Below are 18,312 nucleotides of genomic sequence, written 5' to 3'. Positions count from 1 at the left end.
AATCAGTTGGTGATTCGATACCAGACGGTCGTGCCATAGAGTTTGGTGGCTTCAATGGCCGCGACGATGTCGGCATCCGATACCGCGGGGGCGATTTGCGCTGCTGGGACTAGGCCGCTGGTCTGGGAGAGGCCAAACCAGTTCGTGGCAACGCCTGGCCAGTTGGCCGCACCACTTCCTGCGGGCCGATAGGCAGTGACGAACGCCTGATAGGGGCATGAGGTAGAGCCAAGCGGCCCGGCAACGCCAAGACCCAGCGTCAGGCCCAAGCAGCCCGCGTCTGTCGGGCAGGCTGGCTCAATGATCAGTGGGTGCCGGCCGGTCAGGTCAAACAGCACCCGATCCATGCCGTGGCGCGTGGCGCGCTCTCGGAAAATATTGATCAGGATTCGATTCCGGTAACTCGGGTCGAGCTGATTGGAATAGCGGATCAGGTTGTTGCCGAAGAAATCCAGCCCGATCAGGTCGAGCCAGCCGTCAGAAGCGGTTTTGATCCGCGTCTGGTTCTTCGCATAGAGATAGAGGGTGAAGCCCCATGACAGCGCCTGCGCATAACCCCACAGCAGTGCGTCCCTGACCGGGTTGTTGTCACCAAACCAGCCGACTGGAAGCAAGTTCTTCAGCCGGCCGAACATATCGTCTTGGTCGCCGACACTCATTTAAGCCACCGTCACTGTGCCGGGTCGAATGACCTGCTGTTTGGTTGCGCCAAGGTCGGCCGTGCTGCCGTTGAGTAGAACGCCAGAGACGTTCGTGATGGCCGGGCTCACGGCATAGGCGATGGCTGCAAGTTGGGTATAGGGAAGCATTTGCCCGAGCCTGAGCTTTGAGATGTAGGTCTGTATGGCGGTTGTGACTTGAGCAACCGCCACGCTATGCGTCACCGTCGCATCGGTCGTAATGGTCATGCCGACGTTGGCCGTCACCAATACCGGGGCGAATACGCCATACCATGTGGTAAACCCCCTGACTGACTCAATGGTCGCGCCAGCCGTTACCAAGAACGCACCTGATGGCGCACCACTGCCGTCATCGACCACCGCATAGAAGTAGCCGTAGAGCACATTTCCGCTGTAGTCCTGGTTCTCGGTCAGCGTATAGGTGACACCGGCCTGCATCGAGGACAGTACGTAACCGATGGCTGCTTTCGTACCCTTGGACAGCGACTGCACCCAGAGCACGAAGCGCGCGCGGAATGCTGGATCTAGCTCTGGATCAACACCGTTGGCGAAGACTGCGGCATTGGACACCGTATCGACGCCGCTGATGCTGCCGACGATCACCGTGACGGTGCCGATCAGCGCATTACCTGCAGCGCCGGCCGTACTGGCAATCACCGGAACCGTCGCAGATGCAGTCCCAGCCGGGATCAGGTAGCCGCCCAGCGTGGCGCTGTACATCGCATTTGTGGTGTCGATCGTCACCGCGAACTGCTGAGAGCCATCGGTCGAGCCGACCAGAGCGCCAATCGGGATCAGTGCAGAATTGGTCGGCGTGAAGCGCGAATAGGTGACGCTGCCGGTCGCGAAACTGGCCGACAGCCGATAGAAGCCGAAGTCAGCCATCCAGCTATCAAGATCAGGCCCGACACAGGTCGAGGCGCGAGTATTGATCAGCAGCGTCACGATCAGCTGCTGGAGCCATTGCAGCACGCTGGCATTGCTCTCGGCGCAGGCCCGCAACAGGGAACCAATGGTGAAGTCGACCAGTCCGGCCGCCCTACCCTGAACGGCAGTCACCTGGTCCCTTACGAGGGTGGTGAAGTCCTTGATATTGAGCGTTGCCATATCAGCGATTTACCTCAAACGAGAGCGTCACCGGCTCGCCAGAAGCAGAGTCGGTGTAGCTGATAGTGACGGACAGGGTGTCGTTCGATGACGAGACCGATATGACCGGCGCAGGCTTTTTCGCCACGCAGTCCTCGAGCAGAATCTGTCCGCGAATGAGGGCGATGATTTCCGGGATGTTCATCAGCGCGCCGACGTAGCGGCCGAGACCGGCGCCGTATTCCGGGTGGAACAGGTAGTCGCCGGGGTTAGTGATCAGCCGGCGTAGAATCCGCTGCTTACCGCGCTCGATGCCTTCGACAGTCGATAGACTGCCGGTCGGCGATAGCGAAAGATCGCCGCCGACGTAGTGGTTCAGGTCTTTCATGGGATAGGCGCCGAGGTCTTGCCGCTGATGGTCCCACCGTTATGCAGGTGGTTTTCCAGGCTGACTGTGCCGGCCACAACATCGCCGGCCGCCGTAATGGTGCTGTCAGTGGTTATTGGCCCATGGAATTGGTGCACGGTCGCCGTATAGGCCATTCCGGCTGCCGCCTTGATCTCGACCGATCCGTCGTTATGGAACTTGAGCAGCGAGCCAGACTTGTGAACCATCCAGATTTCGCCGGACGGCACCGGCATAGGCAGGTTATTGCTGTTTGCGTGGCGAGCCGTGACTTTGCCGAGGTTCGGGTCATTCGATTCAAACGAGACGGTTACCTCGTCGCCTATCTGGGGGCCGATCTGGACGCCCCAGCCATTCCCGACGCCAGGGCAGTCCAGCTGAATCCAGTTCGTTTCTCGGTCTTCTGGCTGAATCTTGACCTTTACACCGCTGCCAGGATCGTAGCTGGAGATTATCCCGGTGCGCGGCCCTGTATCGTCTGTGTTGCCATGCTGGCGCAAGGCATTCGCGAAACCTGCGATCATGGCGCCACCTGCAGTGAATTGGGGTTATGGTTCTTCGCCGTGAGGCTCATGGTGTAGCCCGACTCGAAGCTCAGCGAGCGCCGCACCGCGTCCACGTAATACAGCTGGTCGAAGCCCGATCCGGTCCCTTCCTGCCGGACGATCGTGTTCGGCATCAGCGAGTTGTCGCCGGGCATCGAGCAGGACAGGCGCATTTCGTGGTCGGTGATTTGCTTGTGGATCTTCTGGGCGAGTTGCTGTGCCTGGTTCAGGTCGAGGCCGTTGCGCTTGATCTCGTAGACCTGGCGCTTCGACGTCGATTGGCCGGGCGCAATGCCTTTGGCCGAGTTGTTCGGAAAGGTCGCGGTATAGGTCTTGCCGTCCTTGTAGGAGATGACCTGCACCGTCACGCCCTTGGCGATGGTCAGGTCACGCTCAAATTCCAAGTCATCCGAGGTGTTGGATTGCGGGTAGGCCAGCAATCCTGGCTCGACCCAGCGAATCAGGTACTGGTCGGTGGTCGCCGGGTCGAGCGCCGGCTCGTAGTGCAGTTCGTCACCGGTGACGTACACCTGAAAGCCGTCAAGGCCGGCCAAGTACGCCAGCAAGTCCCATTCTGTGCGCTCATCGGTGACGTGCGCGTGATCCCATTTGGTGATGTCGCCCACCTTGGTCTTGGTCGCCGTGACCACAGGTGTAAGGCCGCGACGCTTGGCCAGCAGCGTGGCCACTTCACTGGTGGTCTGTCCGGAAAACTTCTCGTTGGTCTTGGTATCGATGAAGCGGCTGGTGTAATCCCGTCCTTCGACGCTCACTTCGCGCTTCGCCAGGCGGATCTTCAGCCGGTCCACCCCACCAACAATCAGCGTGCGCCAGTCGGTGATGCCCTGACCGATCACGCCGATGGAAATTGACACCTCAATCGCCGTTTGATCACCCCACCATTTGACCGTGTTGTAGGGCGGCTGCATGTCCGACAGCACGAACACGACCGAGAAGGTATCGGCCGAGTAGAAGGCGTTGCTGTCGACGTCGCACGAATAAAACGGAACTTCCACCCCATTCAAAAGCAAACGTCCGACTATTTGTCGGACGTCTTGGGCTGTCGCATCGGTGTTCAGATCCAACTTATTCACCTATGGGGATTTTGATCGTCTGGATGCCGTTGAGTTGCGGGTCAACAATGCTGTTGGCCGCGGCAATCTCGGTCCAGCGCGACTGATCGCCATAGCTGTCGGCGGCGATCTTCTGAAGGCTGGAATTGCTGGTGGTGACGCTGGAGGTGCCATTGGCCAGCGGACCGGCGAGCACGTTCTTCTGCATCCGTTCCAGCACGCTCTGCATCTGGTACAGCGGCGCGAGCTGGGTCAGCGCCATACCCTGACGCAACACGTTGTTGGCCGCCGACGACACCGGATTACCCGGAATCAGGCCGCCGAGCGTGGTGATGTCGTTCACCGAGCCGGCGACCTGCGCAATCGTCGACTGCACGACCGCCTGCGCGGCCACCAGCGGACGAATCACCGTCTGCACCGTGTCGATGGTGGCATTGGCGAAGCCCTGCACCTGCGACACCGCATCCTTCACCGTGTTGATGCTGCTGGTCACGGCATCCGAATTGATGATGCTGGCCAGTCCCAAGGACTTGCCGACATCGCTATTGACCAGCGCATCCAGCGTGCCCGACAGTGAATTGGTTGTGACCGGCGCGTCCAAGCGCTCGATCACCGTCAGCTCCAGGCTGTAATGGCGCCGGTAGACGTGTTCGAAGCGCGGCACGAAGTCCGAAAGAATCACCCGGAAGTGGTAGCCGTCCAGACTGAACGCCAACGGCTCGCCGGCATCACGCAGGGTCTCCAGCTCGGTGACCCGTTGCCCCGCCGTCGCCCCCAGAATCCAGCCAGACCAACTGATCGGCTCATAATCGACGCCCATGACGTCGATGACGCGTTTGCCGCCGACCAGCTTATGCATGACCAGTTGCTGCTTGCCGGCGCCCGGTGTGGCCGACTCGGGAACCTCCAATCCCTGGAACTCGAAATCCCCCAAGATGACCCGCGTGGCAAAGGGATCCCCGCCCGGAGCGAAATTGTCCAGGAAGCTGGTGAAGCTCATGGGTTCTTACCTCGGGTAGACCACGCTCGGAGTGCCCGGCATGAATGGGTTGCGGGATGGGTCAAAGCCTTGGGTGCCAGTCTGTGGCTTGGAAGCTTCGCGGGTCATGTGAGTCGTGACCGACTCGGCAATCTTCTTCCCGTCCAAGTGAATGGGCTGAGTGAGCTGCAGTAGCACCGATTGTTTTGGGGGGACCGGAGCAACCAGAGGGCTGGGCACGGGCGGCTTTGCAAGTTCGGGAAGCAGTGACAGCACTGGCGGAGCGAAACTGTACTTCGGCAGTATTCCAGGGAGTTCCGAATTGGGCGTCTCCCCACCGTCGTAATTGCCCGCAAAGTGCACTTTCTTTATTTTCAAAGACTCTGGAAGTATCGTGTTCGCCCCGGCAATCAGCGTATTGAAGATCGTTTGCCAGCCCAGTAGAAACACATGAGTAAAGGACTTGAAGGCGCCCGATATATCGCCATGGAACAGCTGGATGAATCCAGTTTTGATATCGCCCCACATCACCGTCAGCGCCCTGCTGATCTCATTCCAGTTGTTCCAGAGCAGGAGGCCGACTACTACGATGGCAGCTAAGGCCAGCCCTACCGGCGCTACTGCCGCCATGAGCATCGGCCCAATCCCGAGGAGCTTGATAATGCCGGCCGCCATCATGACTTTGCCGAGGATACTGAATGCGACACCCATCGCAAGGAAACTGCCAACCAAGGCTTGCAGCTTGACCGGATGGTGCTGCATCCATTGCCCTATCCCGTCGAGCCAGTCCGCAAACTTAACCATGTAAGGGAGTATCACTGGCAGAATTGTGTAACCGATGCGAGCCAGAACATTATCCCACTGCTTATCCAGGGCTTTGTGCGCGAGCAATGGATCTGTCTTCAGCAATTTGTCGTAGGAATCCTTGCTGCTTCCAACCTGGTCGATGAGGATCTTGTCTCTGTCAAACTGAACCTTCTGGAAGTGGAGCTTCTTAAAAAAGTCAGTCGTCATCTGGTTGGTGCCCAAGGCGCTGATCGCCTGAATATCGGTCAACCCCTTCGTCTTCATCAGCTTGGAGATGGCCGCCTCGCCATAAAGCTCCCACCAGTCGCGTGGGTTGGCGCTCGCCAAATCCTGCCCCACCACGCCGCCCGGATTGATCTTTTTCAGGCCGGTATGATGCTTGTTCCAGACCACGCTTCCCGCCTTAACCAAGCCGGCATCCATCCAGGTCTGAAGCTTGTTCAGTGGAATGACTTGGCCAACAACTGCTCTGTCGAAGTTTCGCAGCAGCACGCCAGCACCTGAAGCGCCCGCATGACCGGTCTTCATTTCTTGAATCAGAGTCGGGAAATAGTGCGCGATGAAATCGTCGTTGTAGTTCAGCGAGGCGCCGCGAGTCATCTTTAGAGCGCCGTGAAAGTCATGCATGTTGATTTTGCCGCCAAAGGCGATCGACGCCTTGGTGAATTGCTCGGCGCGCTTGGCCAGCTGTGCCTCATTCATGCCGCCAACAGTGGTCAGTTCAGCGGCCTTTGAGATGTCGTAGCCAACGTCCTTAACCGATGCCATTTTTCCCGTCAGCGACGATATGATTGCACTGGCCCGCTGAGCAATCGGAAGTACCGCCAAGGCTTCGTGTTCATGACCTGCGCCGAACACGGCGCGCAGCTCACGGTATGCTTCAATATTGTCAGCGGCACTTGAAGTAATTACGTCGCGCGAGGTTTTCCAGGCTGTGGAGATGACATCGGCAATTTCGGCCTGCTTCATGCCCAGAATATTCATCTGTGCGACTTGGTGCGTGTATTCCTTGCTCGCCTCAACCGTCTTGCCAATCATCCCTAGCATGCCGTCGCCAGCCTTGGAAATACCCCAACCGACGCCTATCATTTTGAGGGCTTTGAGCTTCTCTTCTACCCGGCCGACGTTCTTTTCCAGGCCAAGCAAGTCCGCTGCAATGATCTTAAGCCCTGAGCTGACCATATTGGTCAGGCTCAACCTGACGGCAACACTATAGGATTCTGCTGACATGAAAGCTCCTTTGAAATTCAGGGTTCAAGAGTGGCTTGCGAGCCGCACCAAGCGTGCTCAGTACCCTAAGCAGAAATTCATTCCGAAAAATCAGGTTGCTCAGAAGGAGTTGGATTGGCTAGACAAAATTGGGAGGCTGATGATTTTTGCGGTTGCTATGTGGTGGATATTTGGGCCGGTGATAATCGTTGTCGGCTTTTTTGCAATTGCGGCACTTCAGCCAGAGTAAGGATGAATATGAAGACAATATCGTTTATAGCAGCGCTGTTATTATCCGCTACTTGTACGGCAGCTGACATGAGCAAGTCGTGCTCAATCGTCGACTGCAACCCCGGAGACAAGGCGGTAACATTTATAGAGTCCAAGAATGAATTTTATTTTGCCTGTCCAACCCTGGATATCGCAGAATACGTGACTACAACCATTGGAATGGTAGAGGCGACTTACCAGATAACAGGCAAGCTCCCAAACATCTCCACTAAAACAGGAGAGCCAGAGTTCGAGGGCCAGACGAAAGAAATGTTAGACATGTTGCGCTCTAAAGCGGAAGTTTCTACTTACGACGAAGCTCAGGCGCAGTGCCAAAAAGGCAAATCCAAAATCTCTGTAACAGTTATGAACAACCCAGAAGACACCATGTCTATCTGGGTTTCTGGCTCTGATAATAAGCCGTTCTGGATGCCCAAAGCATTTTTGAATAAACGGTAGTCAAAAATAAACCCCGCCGAAGCGGGGTTTCTTTTACCTCAAATCAAGCAGTAGCTGCATACCCACCCGGAGAGCAGCCGGTAGACAGATACGTGCTGTAAATTTCCGACCTCCGTGCATCGAGAAAAGAAAATGAAGATCGCCCCTCATTGATCTGGTCGAACACGCGAATGAGCGTTCTTGAGTCAAGGAGCCGACCAGCCGAAAGGATGGCTTCGCGATCCCGCATGAGCGAGGCGTGACGAGACATCAGCAAGTAGATGTGCTGGACCTCATGAACGTTGAAAAACACCCCATCCTTGTCGGACCGACCGATCCATTCACCATCCAGGGCATACGCAGCCACGAAATTGCATGCGTCCGCCAAATGCTCGGCTGGAATGAGTGCTGTCCGCTGAACATTGAAGCGCGAGCGCAGCCGGCTCTTCATGGTGTGCTTGAAACTGCGCTGAAGGGCATGCGGGACCGGCGATGCTTTCTGGTCGATCACACGGTCAAGGACGTTCTCGCCGCTGGTGCCGATGACGGCGCCAACGAGGTCGCCCATGGCGTTGTAGCGGTCGACGTAGTTACCATGCTTGCGGATGGCTGGCAGAACCTCTGATGTCACCCAGCGGCGAAAGGCGTGAGGCTTGCTGCCCTTCGTCACCGCGTCGCGGCAGCGCAGTGTGAGGGTGTAAAGGCCCGACTCACTGATGATGTTTACATCGCCCTGACGCCCTAACTTAAAGTTAGACCGTTCGTCATCGTCCAGCGCGTACAAGGCTTTGGTTGTATTGGTCTGGCCAAGTACCTTGCAAACATCGACAGCGACGAACCACGGCTCTCCATTGATGGAGACTGCGCGGACGCTATGTCCGCGAAAATCGAACGGGATGACATTGGATACAGCTGTGCTATTATTCGTCATGACGTTTTTCCTAGTAGATTGACGTTCTGCTTCATGAGCCTCAAGCGTTGGCGCGCTTGGGGCTTTTTTATGGCTGTTGCTTTTCATGTTCCGCCTCCTGCTCTAACGACTTCCTCAGTCGGTAGATAATCTCGCCGCTCAAGCTTCGCCCGTTTTGTTCGGCCTTTCTGGAGAGCGTCTCACGCATCTGATCTACCAGTCGGACACCTACTACCCTCTTCTGTTTTTCCGCGCTCATGACCGCTTCCTTTGTGTCGTTTCGTTTGTGTAGTTTTGTGTCTTTTGTTTCTTTTGTCAACAACAATGTTTCCTTTGTTGCACGGCGCAGCGTGCGCCCGTACCCTTTAGGTACGGGGATAATTCCTCCGCGTACAAAATGCTAAGGCGGTCATGAACGACACATTCGCTGACAAGCTCGCGTATTTGCGAGCACAAAAAGGGCTGACTCAGAGAGAGCTGGCGGCCTTGACCGGCATTGCCTGGTCGATGATTTCTAAATACGAGTCTGGACAATCCAAGCCAAGGCTCAAGGTACTGCTGCGCCTGGCTGAGGCCCTTGGCGTTTCTAGCGAGGATTTGCTGGGAATCCAAGAAAGCAAACCCCGCGATCTAAGCATTGGCTTGCCTCAAGATTCCCTGGACGAGCTCCAGAGAATTGCAGACGAGTCCGGAAAATCCTTTAAAGAGGTCGTATCCGAGACCCTCAGATGGGGTCTAAAAATGTTCAAGGAAGATCCCGAGTTCGCCGCCAGCATCAAGCGAGGGATTGAAGAGAGTCGAGAGCTTCGGGAAAAAGCCAAGTAATACCCCCCCCCTTTAAGTTTCGCCATCGTAGCCCAGCGAAGCATGGATCGGATTACCTCCAATTAGGCCGCTGGTTGCTGCATGGCCAATTCGGCGCCGGATGTACTCCTTGTTCCTGAGAAGCGCGGCCCCTACAACGTTGCGCGGCGGCATCTTTGGCGTACCAAATTCGTGATAGACCATCACTGGGTCTGTCGAGCCAACAACGGTTTCAAGTCCGTGAGTTGTATGCGTGAAGCTCTCTGCCAGATCGCCATTTGCACGCAACGGAGAATCAGCTGGATAGCCATTTGCCGCCTTGCTGGCCTCTGTCGAGTCAGCAAGATCCGCCCAAGCCTCAAATGGGCCGATACCGGCCTGGTAATGGCCAATCTCAGCCTTCATGGTCTGCTCGAGGCGAACAGCGCAATCCTCAAGACCAGCCTCAAGATGTTTCAGCATCCCCGCCTCTATGCCAACGAGGTGCGCGGCCAAATCTCCAAGACTTTTCAGCTCCACTACTTCTTCTCCTTGAACGTCATAGAGTCCCAGTCGAACTCACTCCCCTCGAACTCGGAGAAGATGATGGAAAACGCCATTCGCTCGTATTCATCCAAGTAATCGCACTCAAAAACTACACTGAAGGGAACCCCGTTCTTCACCAACCAGCAACGGCTGCGAAAATCAGGGTTCGTTCCTAGTTTTTTGCTGCGGCCTGCTCAGCGCTCAGCGCTGCTTGTTCCTGCTCTTTTTTCTGGGCTTCATACTTTTTCAGCAGATAAGCACCAATCGCCTCCATGCCCTCTTCGCCCAAAATGCTGATCATCGCTTCAATCTGCTTGATGTTGGCTGGCATGCCAAAGAAATCGTCGTCGACATGGGTGACCATGGCGGCCGGGATTGCAAATCCGGACATAAAAACGTTGTTGGCTGCAATTTCACCGCCGACCGACATTACCAGTCGGCCTTTCTGCAACGGGTCAAGCTCGCGCAGCTGGATCGTGCGCCCGGTACTGTCGGTGATAGTGGCATTCCTGGACTTTTTTGGTGTTTCAACAGGCGCCGCTGCATCGTGGTTAACAGTTACTTTGGTCATAGGTAAATCCTCTGGTCAGCGAGTCGTCAAAGGAGCATGGCGTGCGGGGTGACGAGTCCCGCGCCCTGCGTGCCGGGCTGCCATGCAAAACTGGATTAGGAGACTTTCAGGCGACGACGGGCAGTGAACGACATCGACTGCTTGATGGTCTTGTCGCCTTCCTTCTTGCCGGCGTCATCCAACTTCAGCTGGACTTGGGTGTAGCGGAAGGTACTGACGCTGCCGTCCGGCTCCGAGAAGGTCTCGGTGATGGTCGAGGCAGGCTGCGACACGCCGGCGTAGTAGTCGGCCTCCCACTGCGCCCAGTAGTTATCAATGGTCGCGTCTTTTCGCTCAATGCTGAACGTGCCAGTCCAGCCCTTGGGGACGTTCAGCTCATCGGTCTGACCGTTGAGCGGCGTAATTTCTGTACTGGTGATCTTCGGCTTGCTGTCGAAGTCCATCAGGGCCGGGATGCGGATCGGGCCGTAGGGGCCGTTGATGTCGATCGAGACATCCTTGCCCGTGTTGTATCCACCTTGCATGGCGTTCTCCAAATGAAAAACCCGGCGCTAGGCCGGGCTTGGAAGTGGGTGTTAGCGCTTATTGGCGCGGATTGGTGGATACGGTGATGGTGACGGACTGCCCCGCCTCCAGATTCACCAGGAAGTAGTAAACGACCGACAGGTACTTGACCTGCACGTCGGCCTGCATGTAGCCCAGAGCGACTCGCGAGTCAGGGTTGTTGGCGGCGTTGATCTGCACGGAGAACGCCGGGCCGCCATTCGGGTCGCCGATCATCCCCTGCCCAACCAGGTTCTGCAGGAAGCTTTCGATGGTCGACTTCGTGGTGCGACGAAGATCCTCCACCTGCAGTCGCCCGATCACGTACCCGAACGATGCGGCCAACGTCAGCGCAATGAAGTTGGTCATCCGCGTGTAGTTGTCGCCATTGATCGTCGGGTTGCTCGAGCTGTTCATGCCGATCCGATGCCCGAAATAGTTTCCTCCCGGGCACGGGTTGGTGATCACGTCCAGTCGAGCGAGGTTGATCGCGCCGATCTCGGCCAGGCTGTACGGCTGCTGGGAAAGATTGCGCTGAGTCGATACCGCGTTGCTCAGCGGCTTGTTCAGCGGCGACTGGTGCGGTGCCAGGGCGGCGATCTCGGCGGCTGAGAAGGTGGCCGGGGCCAGCATCCGGCGCTGGCCGTTGACCTGGTCCATCCAGTAGGTCCAGTCACCCACCAGTACTTTCAGCGCGTAGCTGTCGCAACCGGCGGTGACCAGGCTGGCGGAAACCGTGACGTAGGAAGCGCCAGCCGGTCCCTGGGTGATCATGTAACAGCCCTCGGACAAGCCGAAGGTAACCATGGTCGGCCATTGGGTCGAATCGGTGAGATCCACCAGATTGGCGACTTGGGCGCCGCTGCCGCGCAGGGCATACATGCCCTTGCGGGTCGAGCCGGTCACGCCATCGACACCGATCAGCACTGCATCGGTGATGGTGGTCGCACCATCCGTACCGGCTGTGAATGCGACAGTCTGCGTGACTGCTGGCGCAAGAATGGAGGCCCCGGTGGTAGCAATCACCAACTGCGACGCGCCGCGAATCCCGGACTGGCCGTTGTTGACGGCTGCGACGATGTTGGCCCAGAGCGCGCCGGCAGTGCCGGTAATATTGTCGAATACTTCAGGCGATACACCCGGCAGCGAAATGACCAGCTTCCAGCTCGCCAGCGCGGTGCCGGCGGTGAGCGTGGCGGTGAGCGAGTTGCCGAGGGTGCCGGTGTAAAAAGCGGTCAGGGTGGCACCGATGGCGGCCGCCGTATCCTTAAGGGTCGAGGTCGCGGCAGTGTCCGTGCCGTCGGTCACGCGCACCGCACGGATGTTCGAGGCGCCCAGTCCGATCGATACCGCGATGGCGGTGGCCAGGTCGTACTTGCGCACCTGTTGGGTGCCGATCTTCTGTGATGCATCGCCGGGCGAACCAATCAGCACTGGACTGTTCACTGCGCCCCAAGAAGCCACACCGACAATCCCCAGAATGTCGGTCGGCACCCCGTTGATGTATCGAGTCTTCGGCGGAACGATCTGAATGTACAAATCGGGTGCTGTGAGCGCCGCCGTGTTCAAGCTGCCTGCCGGATAAATTGGCATGGCTTCCTCCTAAATGAAAAAACCGCCTCAGTGGGCGGTTTCTTGTGTGTGGGTTTCGCTTGTCAGGCGGTGGCGACTTTCAGGACGTTGCCGGCGCATTCGCCAGCCAGGACGGCGGCGACTTCACTGGGGTCGGTAATGCTTTGGCCGACCTGGTAGTCGGCGAAGGCGAACTTAACGGTCAGCGAAAATGGCGAAGTCTTGGCCTTTGCGGCCGGTGCGGATGCTGGTGCAGCAACCACACTGCTATCTGGGGTATCGGAGTCCATGTCGGGCCTCAAGGGTTCAGCGTTGCGATTGGAAGCCCGGACTGGGCGTTGACGATATTCAGCACCGGAGCGATAACTTCGGCCGCTTGTTGTGTCTGGGTGGTGGCGTAGTCGATCAGGTAGAAGAGGTCCATCCGGTAGAGGTTGGCCTTTTGCAGCTTGTCGTCCATGAGTCGGCCGGAGTACTCAATGATCCCCACCGAGCCATCTGGGAACGCAATATTGTTGCTGTCGGACAGCGTGGAATCGATCGCGCTTTCGACGAGATCGCGGGCATTCGGCGTGCTGGCCCAAACAGTGACCTGCACCGATTGCGCCTGGCGCTTGGTTTCCTTGATTGCCGCACCGAAACCGCCGACTCGCGTGAAGACGCTGTGCGCGCCCGTGAGCGTAACGACTGGCCCAGCGCTGGAAGCGCCAGGCACTAGCGATGCAAGGCCGGCTGCGGCGGTCGTGAGCGTGTCGCTAGGCTGCATGGCGTAGACGTAGCTGATGCCATTCAGGCTGATCAGCAGGTTTTGCTTGCTGACCGTGCCGGAGAGCGTCACCACCGAGCCGGCGACGGTCATGGCGACCGTATGCACTGGGGCGGAGAGCGTGATCCACGACTTACCCAGGTAGCGGGTGGTCTTCTTATCCCTGCCGGCGGCGTAGACGCTGACGTGTACCTTCCCCGCCGCCAGATCCGCCTCAAGCGTTTTAGGAATAGGCCAGCCGGGGTAAACCTTGATGGGCATCCCGGCAATACTTGGCTGCCCGGTCCCGGCCGGGTAGACGATGGTGGCGATCTGCGCCGCGACCTGCTTCAGTACGTCGGTTAGGCTCGCCATATCACACCTGCGCCTGCATTGCCGTGCACCGCCAACCCATATCGGTCAGCTCGGCACTGGAAATCACGTATTTGCGGCCCAACTCGTCGCGGATGATGTCGCTGGTCCGCAGCGTGATACCGGGCCAAGCCGGCATCAGCACCAGCCACCACGGCGTGCGCACATCACCCGGCAGCTGGGTCGGGTTCTGCTCGCCTTTGGTGCCCTGCAAGACGCTGGCAGGCCAGCCTTGCATCAAAGCGACCTCGGTCGCCGCGGTATCGCCGGCATAGCCAAGCAATCCCGGCCCGGTATCCATCGCCACGCGCAGGACCGAGACAACCCGGTTGGTCTGCACGCAGTAGATCGGCAGCGTGGCTTGCATGGCGGCAATGAAGAACGTGCCGCCCTTACCCACCAGGTAATCGCCGGGCAGAAACGTGCGCCCATCAAATAGGCCCAGCCAAGTGGCCTGTCCGTACTTGTTCGGCGCGCTGTAGGTGAAGTTCGTAGTGAACGACGCAGGCAGTGTCTGCAAAGCGGTTGTCAGCAGCGGATTATTGGCGCTGGTGGCGCGAAATTGCTGGTAAGGGAAACCGATTCGCTTGGCTGCCTGCGCGTATCCTTTGTAAATCTTGGCTTGGAGCTTGGTGCCGTCCATGTCAGCCCCTTGCCAGGCTGATGCTGCCGTCGCCTAGGGATGGACCGGCCGGCACGCCGAGAAAGCCGCACAGTTCGCGCCGCCACATCCGGTAAAGGCCCATGCGGTCGCGCACTTCGTTCTTGTTGTGCACCCAGACGGCGGCCTGATCGGTGTCAAGGTTGTCGGTCGAGGACAGCACGTCCGCCTCGAGCCCGGCAATCTTGGTCAGGAACGAGATCATGGTGACCTCTTCCTCAGGGCGCAGATTGTTCAGCCGATGATTCATCGTCTGCCAGATCGCCGGAGCAACCCAGCCCCACGCCGTATCGCGCCGATCATCCAGCACCACGTCGCCTTGCATCGGGTAACCGGCATAGCGGCGGGCGTCAGACTTTTGTTGATCGGTAAGCATGGTGAGCCCCTTGGGTTTTACTGAGCAGCGTCAAGCAGGGCCTGAAGCTGTTCCTGCGTATCCGACTCGCCGAAGGCAACGCCCTTGGCGGTCAGTGCGGCCTGAGTGTCAACCAGCAACTTGGCAGCTTTCACTTCCTTGGCGGTCGGTTTCTTGGCTTCCAGCAACTCATGGAAGTCCTCGTTGAAGTCGTCTTCGTTGATGATCACGAAGTCGCCCTGCCCTTCACCCCACGGCTTGACCTGAATAGTCTTGTCGCTCATGCGTATCCCCTGAAAAGAGTGAGCCCGGAGCCGAAGCCCCGGGCTCAGTCATCACGCCAGCAGCAGCGCGGTGTGCTCTGGCTTGACCATGGCAACACCCCAGGCCAGCGCGATCTCGTACTGAATCTGGCGGTATTGCTTGTACAACGAGATCTCGAACGACAGGCCGCTGGTTGGGTCGGTGATGATCATCCGATCCGATGCACTGTCGCCGCCTTCTGGCAGGGCTGGTGCGCGGGTTGCCACGGCGAGGGCCGATCGAGCGAACGCCATGCTGCGAGTGGTCGCAGCGATGACGGTGATGGCCGTCGCAGAAGCAGGGATCGCCTTGCGCAGGCCGGGAGCCGCCAGGGTGAAGGTGCCACCGTTGGAGACATCGCCATCACCGGAGGCCAGCACGTACTTGTTGGTGTCACCGGCGATGGTGATGATGTCGCCCGCCAACAGGGTGCCAGTGCCGGCTACGGCCAGAGTGATGACTGTCGCACCAACGGCATAACCGGCGGTGTTGGTGGTCGCCGAAGCGCCAGTGCCAGCAATGACGGTCTTGACCTGCGCCGATTCACGGATTGCGAAACCGTGCACGTCGAGCAGAACGCCACGGCGCAGCATGGTGGTATCAGCCGCTTCGTTCGCCTTGGTCAGTTGACCGAGGGTGCGCATGCTGGCGCCGGCCGAGGTGTCCAGCACCATCTGCAGGTCGCTCATCGGCGCGCCGTTGTCGGCCAGGATTTTGCGCATCTGCGCGGCTTCGGCCAGGTTGGTGGCGAATGGCACGGTGCCTGGAGTGCCGTAAGCGCGGGAGGCACCGAGGCAGAGGTTGGAGATATCGCTTTCAACCTCGTTGACCAGCGCACGCATGCCCTGAGCGAGCTGGTCGCGCAGGATGACGTTGTACGAGGCGCCGTTGTTGTCCAGGCCGCGTTTCTCTTCACCGTTCCAGCGAACCGGTACACGGCGAGACTTGGTGATGGTCATCGACACACTGCCGATGGTCTGATCACCATCGTTTGGCGCTGTCACCGCAGGCGTGAAGTCGGACGCGGTAGCCGCAGGTGCGACTGGCGAGGTCACGGTTTGACCTTTCGCGGCACGCTCGAAGGTCATGTCTGCCGAAACGGCGGGGATAAACCCAACCAGTTCGCGGGACACGACGTCCAGTGCGTTGTAGATCGTGGTTGTCAGGCCGGTGAGAGTGTTGCTCATGGATTACTCCTAGGATCAGTCGGTCACTTCACCGCCCGCAGTGACGTGCGCATGCTTGCCCATGGGGTCAAGTGCGTCGAACTGCGTGCGGGAGATAGTTTTTTTGCCTTGGCCGCCATTCCCACCGTTGTTCGTGGCGCCAGAGCCGGTGGCTCCAGAACCCTTCAAGATGTGATCGCGGTGCGGGTATTGCTCAACAAGGGTTTCGATTGCTTCGTCGAAGTCAGCGATTTCGCCAGGGCGGGTACGGCTGTAGATCTTCTGGCCGTGCTGGTCATAGGCGATGGTTTTGCCATCCTCGACTTTGAAGGCGGCGCCGAATTTGGACTGGACCAGGTCTGCGGGGATTGCCAGCTTCTCGCCGATGTACTTGGAACGGCTGAATGCACCGCCGATCTTTTCTTCGTAGAGCTGCTTTTCGAAGGCCTGCGCCTTGGTGGACCATTCATCAACCTGGCCTTGGAAGGCCTTGCTGATTTCGGTGCGCACCACGTCGATTTCGCCGGCATCCACCAGCTTTTTCTGATCGAGCTTCGACACAAGCTCCAGGGCTTTCTTGGCGGCAGCGCCGTCCGTGATCCCCTCGAAAGCTTTCAGGGCTGTTTCAGCAGCCTCTTTGCCTTCGCGGTGGGTCTTGGCTTCAGCGTTCAGTCGAGTGATCGTGTTGACGGTGCCAGGCGCATCGAATGCGACCTCTTTACCATCGTCGTACACGTACACCGGCTTGCCGTCTTGCAGTACAACGTGGCCTTGGTCGTCCAGTTTCAGTTTCATTGATGCATCTCCGGGCATCCGCCCATTTGTTGAGCCATCCGGCCCGCAGCGGCGCTATCCATCCGGAATCGCGCCCATAAAAAAGCCCCGGCGAGTGCCAGGGCTGTTATTCGGTGTTCGGTTATTGCTGATCGAGCGGTCGAGCGGTCGGTTTCACCGGCTGAGCCTTGATTTTCTCCAGCTCTTCCTCCCAATCGAGGTCTTCGCTAAGCATGCCGCGGCGCTGGACCTCGGCAAACAGGCTTTGATCGGACAGCACGCCGTTGATGTTCATGTTGAGCAGGAACGGCATGGTCATTTCGGGCGAGAAGTCGATATCGAAGTTGCCATTGACCTGAACGTGACCGCCTTCCGGAAGCTTCATCCAGAGCGCGAAGTACTGCAGGATCTGGTCGAGCGCATCTTCAAACTGGCCGGCCATGGTTTGCAGCGGGCTCAGCTCTTGAGCCGCTTCGTCCTCGGCCTGCGTGGCAGTCTTGAGCGTCTGCTTTTCCTTCTGGAGCAGCTTGGCCCCAGCGAGGCGCATGTCGTCGACGAGATCCATCAGCGATTGCCGACCGGCCTCAATGGACTTGCCGGTGTGCTCAACCCACTTCATGTCGCAGTCTTTTGGCAGTCTGGTGGCCGCGCCGGCACCGACGGTGATCGAATCACCCTCATCGAGGCCAATCACCGCCAGCATCGGCACTCGGGCGACGTGCAGGATGTTGTCCTGGTCGCTCTGGGACTGCCAATGCTTGATGTTCATGTTCGCCAGTTCAAGGAGTGGCGGTGTTGCCGTCATGAAACCGGTGCGCTTGGTGTAGAAGGTGGTCAGCGGGATCACATCGAGGCTTGTCAGGCCCTCGGCGTTCTTCTGCCAGGTCTTCTTGCCGTTGCCATCATCAACCTCGACGTAAGTGGCCCAGGCGCCCGGAACGAGCACGCGAATCTGCGGCACGCTCTTGGTTCCAAACTCGCCGTCGTCGACTTCGACGCTCTCCATGTAGCGGAACTGGGTCAAAACCTGTTCACCGCCCTTGTTCGCAGAGCGCCAGCCGAGCACCTGGCCCGGCTTGATGATCACCGCGTAGGGGCGCACACCCGCCGATTTCTCGTCAGCCTTGGTCTTGAGCCCATCCGCCTGCGGATAGTCGACCAGTACGTGACAGATCGCATGCGACAGGCCAATGCTGAACAGCGACTGAGCCCAGACCTGCAGGTTATTGCCCTGGAGGTCGAAGTCCTCGGCCATCTCTTGGATTGGCTTGGGAACATCCTCGGTGAACTTGATCGGATCAGCAAAGACGCGTCCGGTCATGTTCTGCACGGTCTCGCTCAGCGCTGGTAGCAGCGTCGAGGCATTGAGCCGCGCTTGGTAGATATCACTCTCTTCCTTCGGCCATTGCGGCAAGAACTTCTTGCCAGCATCGCGCATGGCCCTCGTCCCACCCATGAGAGCGTCAACGATGGCCCAGTCCTTTCGCATTTCATCTACGACAGGGAGCGTTTTGCTCG

The 18,312-nt window shown here is 58.4% G+C and carries 24 protein-coding genes; 3 read left to right on the top strand and 21 right to left on the bottom strand.

Features of this window, described 5'->3' with window-relative positions:
• Positions 1-2: 2 nt before the first annotated feature.
• The 7 genes from HK44_RS02105 to HK44_RS02075 are packed head-to-tail and all read right to left on the bottom strand — an operon-like array spanning position 3 to position 6,806.
• A complete protein-coding gene (locus tag HK44_RS02105; RefSeq protein ID WP_019689962.1) occupies positions 3-659 on the bottom strand; it encodes a hypothetical protein in 657 nt (218 codons plus the stop codon).
• A complete protein-coding gene (locus HK44_RS02100) occupies positions 660-1,787 on the bottom strand; it encodes a baseplate J/gp47 family protein (protein ID WP_019689961.1) in 1,128 nt (375 codons plus the stop codon).
• A 1-nt stretch (position 1,788) separates the two neighbouring features.
• Positions 1,789-2,154, bottom strand: a complete 366-nt coding sequence (locus HK44_RS02095) for a hypothetical protein (protein WP_019689960.1) — start codon at positions 2,152-2,154, stop codon at positions 1,789-1,791.
• Positions 2,151-2,696: a phage baseplate assembly protein V gene (locus tag HK44_RS02090; RefSeq protein WP_019689959.1), complete on the bottom strand. Its 546-nt coding sequence runs from the start codon at positions 2,694-2,696 to the stop codon at positions 2,151-2,153. The genes HK44_RS02095 and HK44_RS02090 overlap by 4 nt, the downstream gene beginning before the upstream one ends.
• Positions 2,693-3,811 carry a rhs element Vgr protein gene (locus HK44_RS02085; protein WP_242031534.1) on the bottom strand — a complete coding sequence of 373 codons (1,119 nt, stop codon included), beginning with the start codon at positions 3,809-3,811 and terminating at the stop codon, positions 2,693-2,695. The genes HK44_RS02090 and HK44_RS02085 overlap by 4 nt, the downstream gene beginning before the upstream one ends.
• On the bottom strand, positions 3,804-4,790 hold the full coding sequence (locus tag HK44_RS02080) for a hypothetical protein (RefSeq protein ID WP_019689957.1): 987 nt from the start codon (positions 4,788-4,790) through the stop codon (positions 3,804-3,806). Before HK44_RS02080 ends, HK44_RS02085 begins: the two co-directional genes overlap by 8 nt.
• Before the next feature lie 6 nt (positions 4,791-4,796).
• The gene (locus tag HK44_RS02075) at positions 4,797-6,806 is read right to left on the bottom strand and encodes a hypothetical protein (RefSeq protein WP_019689956.1); all 2,010 of its coding nucleotides are present in this window, start codon (positions 6,804-6,806) and stop codon (positions 4,797-4,799) included.
• On the opposite strand from HK44_RS02075, the gene HK44_RS02070 reads away from it, so the two are divergent.
• A complete protein-coding gene (locus tag HK44_RS02070) occupies positions 6,805-7,035 on the top strand; it encodes a hypothetical protein (RefSeq protein WP_019689955.1) in 231 nt (76 codons plus the stop codon). The genes HK44_RS02075 and HK44_RS02070 overlap by 2 nt on opposite strands.
• Before the next feature lie 8 nt (positions 7,036-7,043).
• A complete protein-coding gene (locus HK44_RS02065) occupies positions 7,044-7,514 on the top strand; it encodes a hypothetical protein (protein ID WP_019689954.1) in 471 nt (156 codons plus the stop codon).
• A gap of 43 nt (positions 7,515-7,557) precedes the next feature.
• On the opposite strand, the gene HK44_RS29535 is transcribed toward HK44_RS02065, so the two are convergent.
• Both HK44_RS29535 and HK44_RS02055 read right to left on the bottom strand, forming a co-directional pair.
• On the bottom strand, positions 7,558-8,511 hold the full coding sequence (locus HK44_RS29535; RefSeq protein ID WP_242031533.1) for a BRO-N domain-containing protein: 954 nt from the start codon (positions 8,509-8,511) through the stop codon (positions 7,558-7,560).
• A complete protein-coding gene (locus tag HK44_RS02055; RefSeq protein WP_019689952.1) occupies positions 8,492-8,662 on the bottom strand; it encodes an Arc family DNA-binding protein in 171 nt (56 codons plus the stop codon). The genes HK44_RS29535 and HK44_RS02055 overlap by 20 nt, the downstream gene beginning before the upstream one ends.
• A 152-nt stretch (positions 8,663-8,814) precedes the next feature.
• Between HK44_RS02055 and HK44_RS02050 the strand changes: the two genes are divergently transcribed.
• Positions 8,815-9,228, top strand: a complete 414-nt coding sequence (locus tag HK44_RS02050; RefSeq protein ID WP_019689951.1) for a helix-turn-helix domain-containing protein — start codon at positions 8,815-8,817, stop codon at positions 9,226-9,228.
• 12 nt (positions 9,229-9,240) lie between these two features.
• Here HK44_RS02050 and HK44_RS02045 read toward each other — a convergent pair whose 3' ends face one another.
• The 12 genes from HK44_RS02045 to HK44_RS01990 all read right to left on the bottom strand — a co-directional run bounded on the left by HK44_RS02045 (position 9,241) and on the right by HK44_RS01990 (position 18,232).
• Positions 9,241-9,726, bottom strand: coding sequence for a hypothetical protein (locus HK44_RS02045; protein WP_019689950.1), 486 nt, complete (start codon positions 9,724-9,726; stop codon positions 9,241-9,243).
• Positions 9,727-9,904: 178 nt separating this feature from the next.
• Complete coding sequence (locus HK44_RS02040) at positions 9,905-10,303, bottom strand: hypothetical protein (RefSeq protein ID WP_019689948.1); 399 nt, start codon at positions 10,301-10,303, stop codon at positions 9,905-9,907.
• Between the two features lie 95 nt (positions 10,304-10,398).
• The gene (locus HK44_RS02035; protein WP_019689947.1) at positions 10,399-10,827 is read right to left on the bottom strand and encodes a hypothetical protein; all 429 of its coding nucleotides are present in this window, start codon (positions 10,825-10,827) and stop codon (positions 10,399-10,401) included.
• 58 nt (positions 10,828-10,885) lie between these two features.
• Positions 10,886-12,439: a phage tail protein gene (locus tag HK44_RS02030; protein WP_019689946.1), complete on the bottom strand. Its 1,554-nt coding sequence runs from the start codon at positions 12,437-12,439 to the stop codon at positions 10,886-10,888.
• 62 nt (positions 12,440-12,501) lie between these two features.
• A complete protein-coding gene (locus HK44_RS02025) occupies positions 12,502-12,708 on the bottom strand; it encodes a hypothetical protein (protein WP_019689945.1) in 207 nt (68 codons plus the stop codon).
• A gap of 8 nt (positions 12,709-12,716) precedes the next feature.
• On the bottom strand, positions 12,717-13,538 hold the full coding sequence (locus tag HK44_RS02020; RefSeq protein WP_019689944.1) for a hypothetical protein: 822 nt from the start codon (positions 13,536-13,538) through the stop codon (positions 12,717-12,719).
• A 1-nt stretch (position 13,539) separates the two neighbouring features.
• Positions 13,540-14,178, bottom strand: coding sequence for a hypothetical protein (locus HK44_RS02015; protein ID WP_019689943.1), 639 nt, complete (start codon positions 14,176-14,178; stop codon positions 13,540-13,542).
• A gap of 1 nt (position 14,179) precedes the next feature.
• Entirely contained in the window at positions 14,180-14,572 is a 393-nt protein-coding gene (locus HK44_RS02010) for a hypothetical protein (protein ID WP_019689942.1), read from the bottom strand.
• A 17-nt stretch (positions 14,573-14,589) separates the two neighbouring features.
• Entirely contained in the window at positions 14,590-14,835 is a 246-nt protein-coding gene (locus HK44_RS02005; RefSeq protein ID WP_019689941.1) for a hypothetical protein, read from the bottom strand.
• A gap of 51 nt (positions 14,836-14,886) precedes the next feature.
• Entirely contained in the window at positions 14,887-16,041 is a 1,155-nt protein-coding gene (locus tag HK44_RS02000; protein WP_019689940.1) for a hypothetical protein, read from the bottom strand.
• Between the two features lie 15 nt (positions 16,042-16,056).
• A complete protein-coding gene (locus HK44_RS01995; protein WP_019689939.1) occupies positions 16,057-16,815 on the bottom strand; it encodes a DUF6651 domain-containing protein in 759 nt (252 codons plus the stop codon).
• 121 nt (positions 16,816-16,936) lie between these two features.
• Positions 16,937-18,232: a DUF4055 domain-containing protein gene (locus HK44_RS01990; RefSeq protein WP_242031532.1), complete on the bottom strand. Its 1,296-nt coding sequence runs from the start codon at positions 18,230-18,232 to the stop codon at positions 16,937-16,939.
• Positions 18,233-18,312: the final 80 nt, after the last annotated feature.

The organism is Pseudomonas fluorescens HK44, assembly GCF_000217955.3.
Classification (GTDB): domain Bacteria; phylum Pseudomonadota; class Gammaproteobacteria; order Pseudomonadales; family Pseudomonadaceae; genus Aquipseudomonas; species Aquipseudomonas fluorescens_AQ.
Note: the sequence above shows the minus strand (reverse complement) of the source record. Positions and strands in the feature narration are given on the sequence as shown.

Coding starts and splice junctions, on each gene's coding strand:
- HK44_RS02105 (WP_019689962.1), bottom strand. CDS start 659: ATGAGTGTCGGCGACCAAGACGATATGTTCGGCCGGCTGAAGAACTTG.
- HK44_RS02100 (WP_019689961.1), bottom strand. CDS start 1,787: ATGGCAACGCTCAATATCAAGGACTTCACCACCCTCGTAAGGGACCAG.
- HK44_RS02095 (WP_019689960.1), bottom strand. CDS start 2,154: ATGAAAGACCTGAACCACTACGTCGGCGGCGATCTTTCGCTATCGCCG.
- HK44_RS02090 (WP_019689959.1), bottom strand. CDS start 2,696: ATGATCGCAGGTTTCGCGAATGCCTTGCGCCAGCATGGCAACACAGAC.
- HK44_RS02080 (WP_019689957.1), bottom strand. CDS start 4,790: ATGAGCTTCACCAGCTTCCTGGACAATTTCGCTCCGGGCGGGGATCCC.
- HK44_RS02070 (WP_019689955.1), top strand. CDS start 6,805: ATGAAAGCTCCTTTGAAATTCAGGGTTCAAGAGTGGCTTGCGAGCCGC.
- HK44_RS02075 (WP_019689956.1), bottom strand. CDS start 6,806: ATGTCAGCAGAATCCTATAGTGTTGCCGTCAGGTTGAGCCTGACCAAT.
- HK44_RS02065 (WP_019689954.1), top strand. CDS start 7,044: ATGAAGACAATATCGTTTATAGCAGCGCTGTTATTATCCGCTACTTGT.
- HK44_RS29535 (WP_242031533.1), bottom strand. CDS start 8,511: ATGAAAAGCAACAGCCATAAAAAAGCCCCAAGCGCGCCAACGCTTGAG.
- HK44_RS02055 (WP_019689952.1), bottom strand. CDS start 8,662: ATGAGCGCGGAAAAACAGAAGAGGGTAGTAGGTGTCCGACTGGTAGAT.
- HK44_RS02050 (WP_019689951.1), top strand. CDS start 8,815: ATGAACGACACATTCGCTGACAAGCTCGCGTATTTGCGAGCACAAAAA.
- HK44_RS02040 (WP_019689948.1), bottom strand. CDS start 10,303: ATGACCAAAGTAACTGTTAACCACGATGCAGCGGCGCCTGTTGAAACA.
- HK44_RS02035 (WP_019689947.1), bottom strand. CDS start 10,827: ATGCAAGGTGGATACAACACGGGCAAGGATGTCTCGATCGACATCAAC.
- HK44_RS02030 (WP_019689946.1), bottom strand. CDS start 12,439: ATGCCAATTTATCCGGCAGGCAGCTTGAACACGGCGGCGCTCACAGCA.
- HK44_RS02025 (WP_019689945.1), bottom strand. CDS start 12,708: ATGGACTCCGATACCCCAGATAGCAGTGTGGTTGCTGCACCAGCATCC.
- HK44_RS02020 (WP_019689944.1), bottom strand. CDS start 13,538: ATGGCGAGCCTAACCGACGTACTGAAGCAGGTCGCGGCGCAGATCGCC.
- HK44_RS02015 (WP_019689943.1), bottom strand. CDS start 14,178: ATGGACGGCACCAAGCTCCAAGCCAAGATTTACAAAGGATACGCGCAG.
- HK44_RS02010 (WP_019689942.1), bottom strand. CDS start 14,572: ATGCTTACCGATCAACAAAAGTCTGACGCCCGCCGCTATGCCGGTTAC.
- HK44_RS02005 (WP_019689941.1), bottom strand. CDS start 14,835: ATGAGCGACAAGACTATTCAGGTCAAGCCGTGGGGTGAAGGGCAGGGC.
- HK44_RS02000 (WP_019689940.1), bottom strand. CDS start 16,041: ATGAGCAACACTCTCACCGGCCTGACAACCACGATCTACAACGCACTG.
- HK44_RS01995 (WP_019689939.1), bottom strand. CDS start 16,815: ATGAAACTGAAACTGGACGACCAAGGCCACGTTGTACTGCAAGACGGC.
- HK44_RS01990 (WP_242031532.1), bottom strand. CDS start 18,232: ATGCGCGATGCTGGCAAGAAGTTCTTGCCGCAATGGCCGAAGGAAGAG.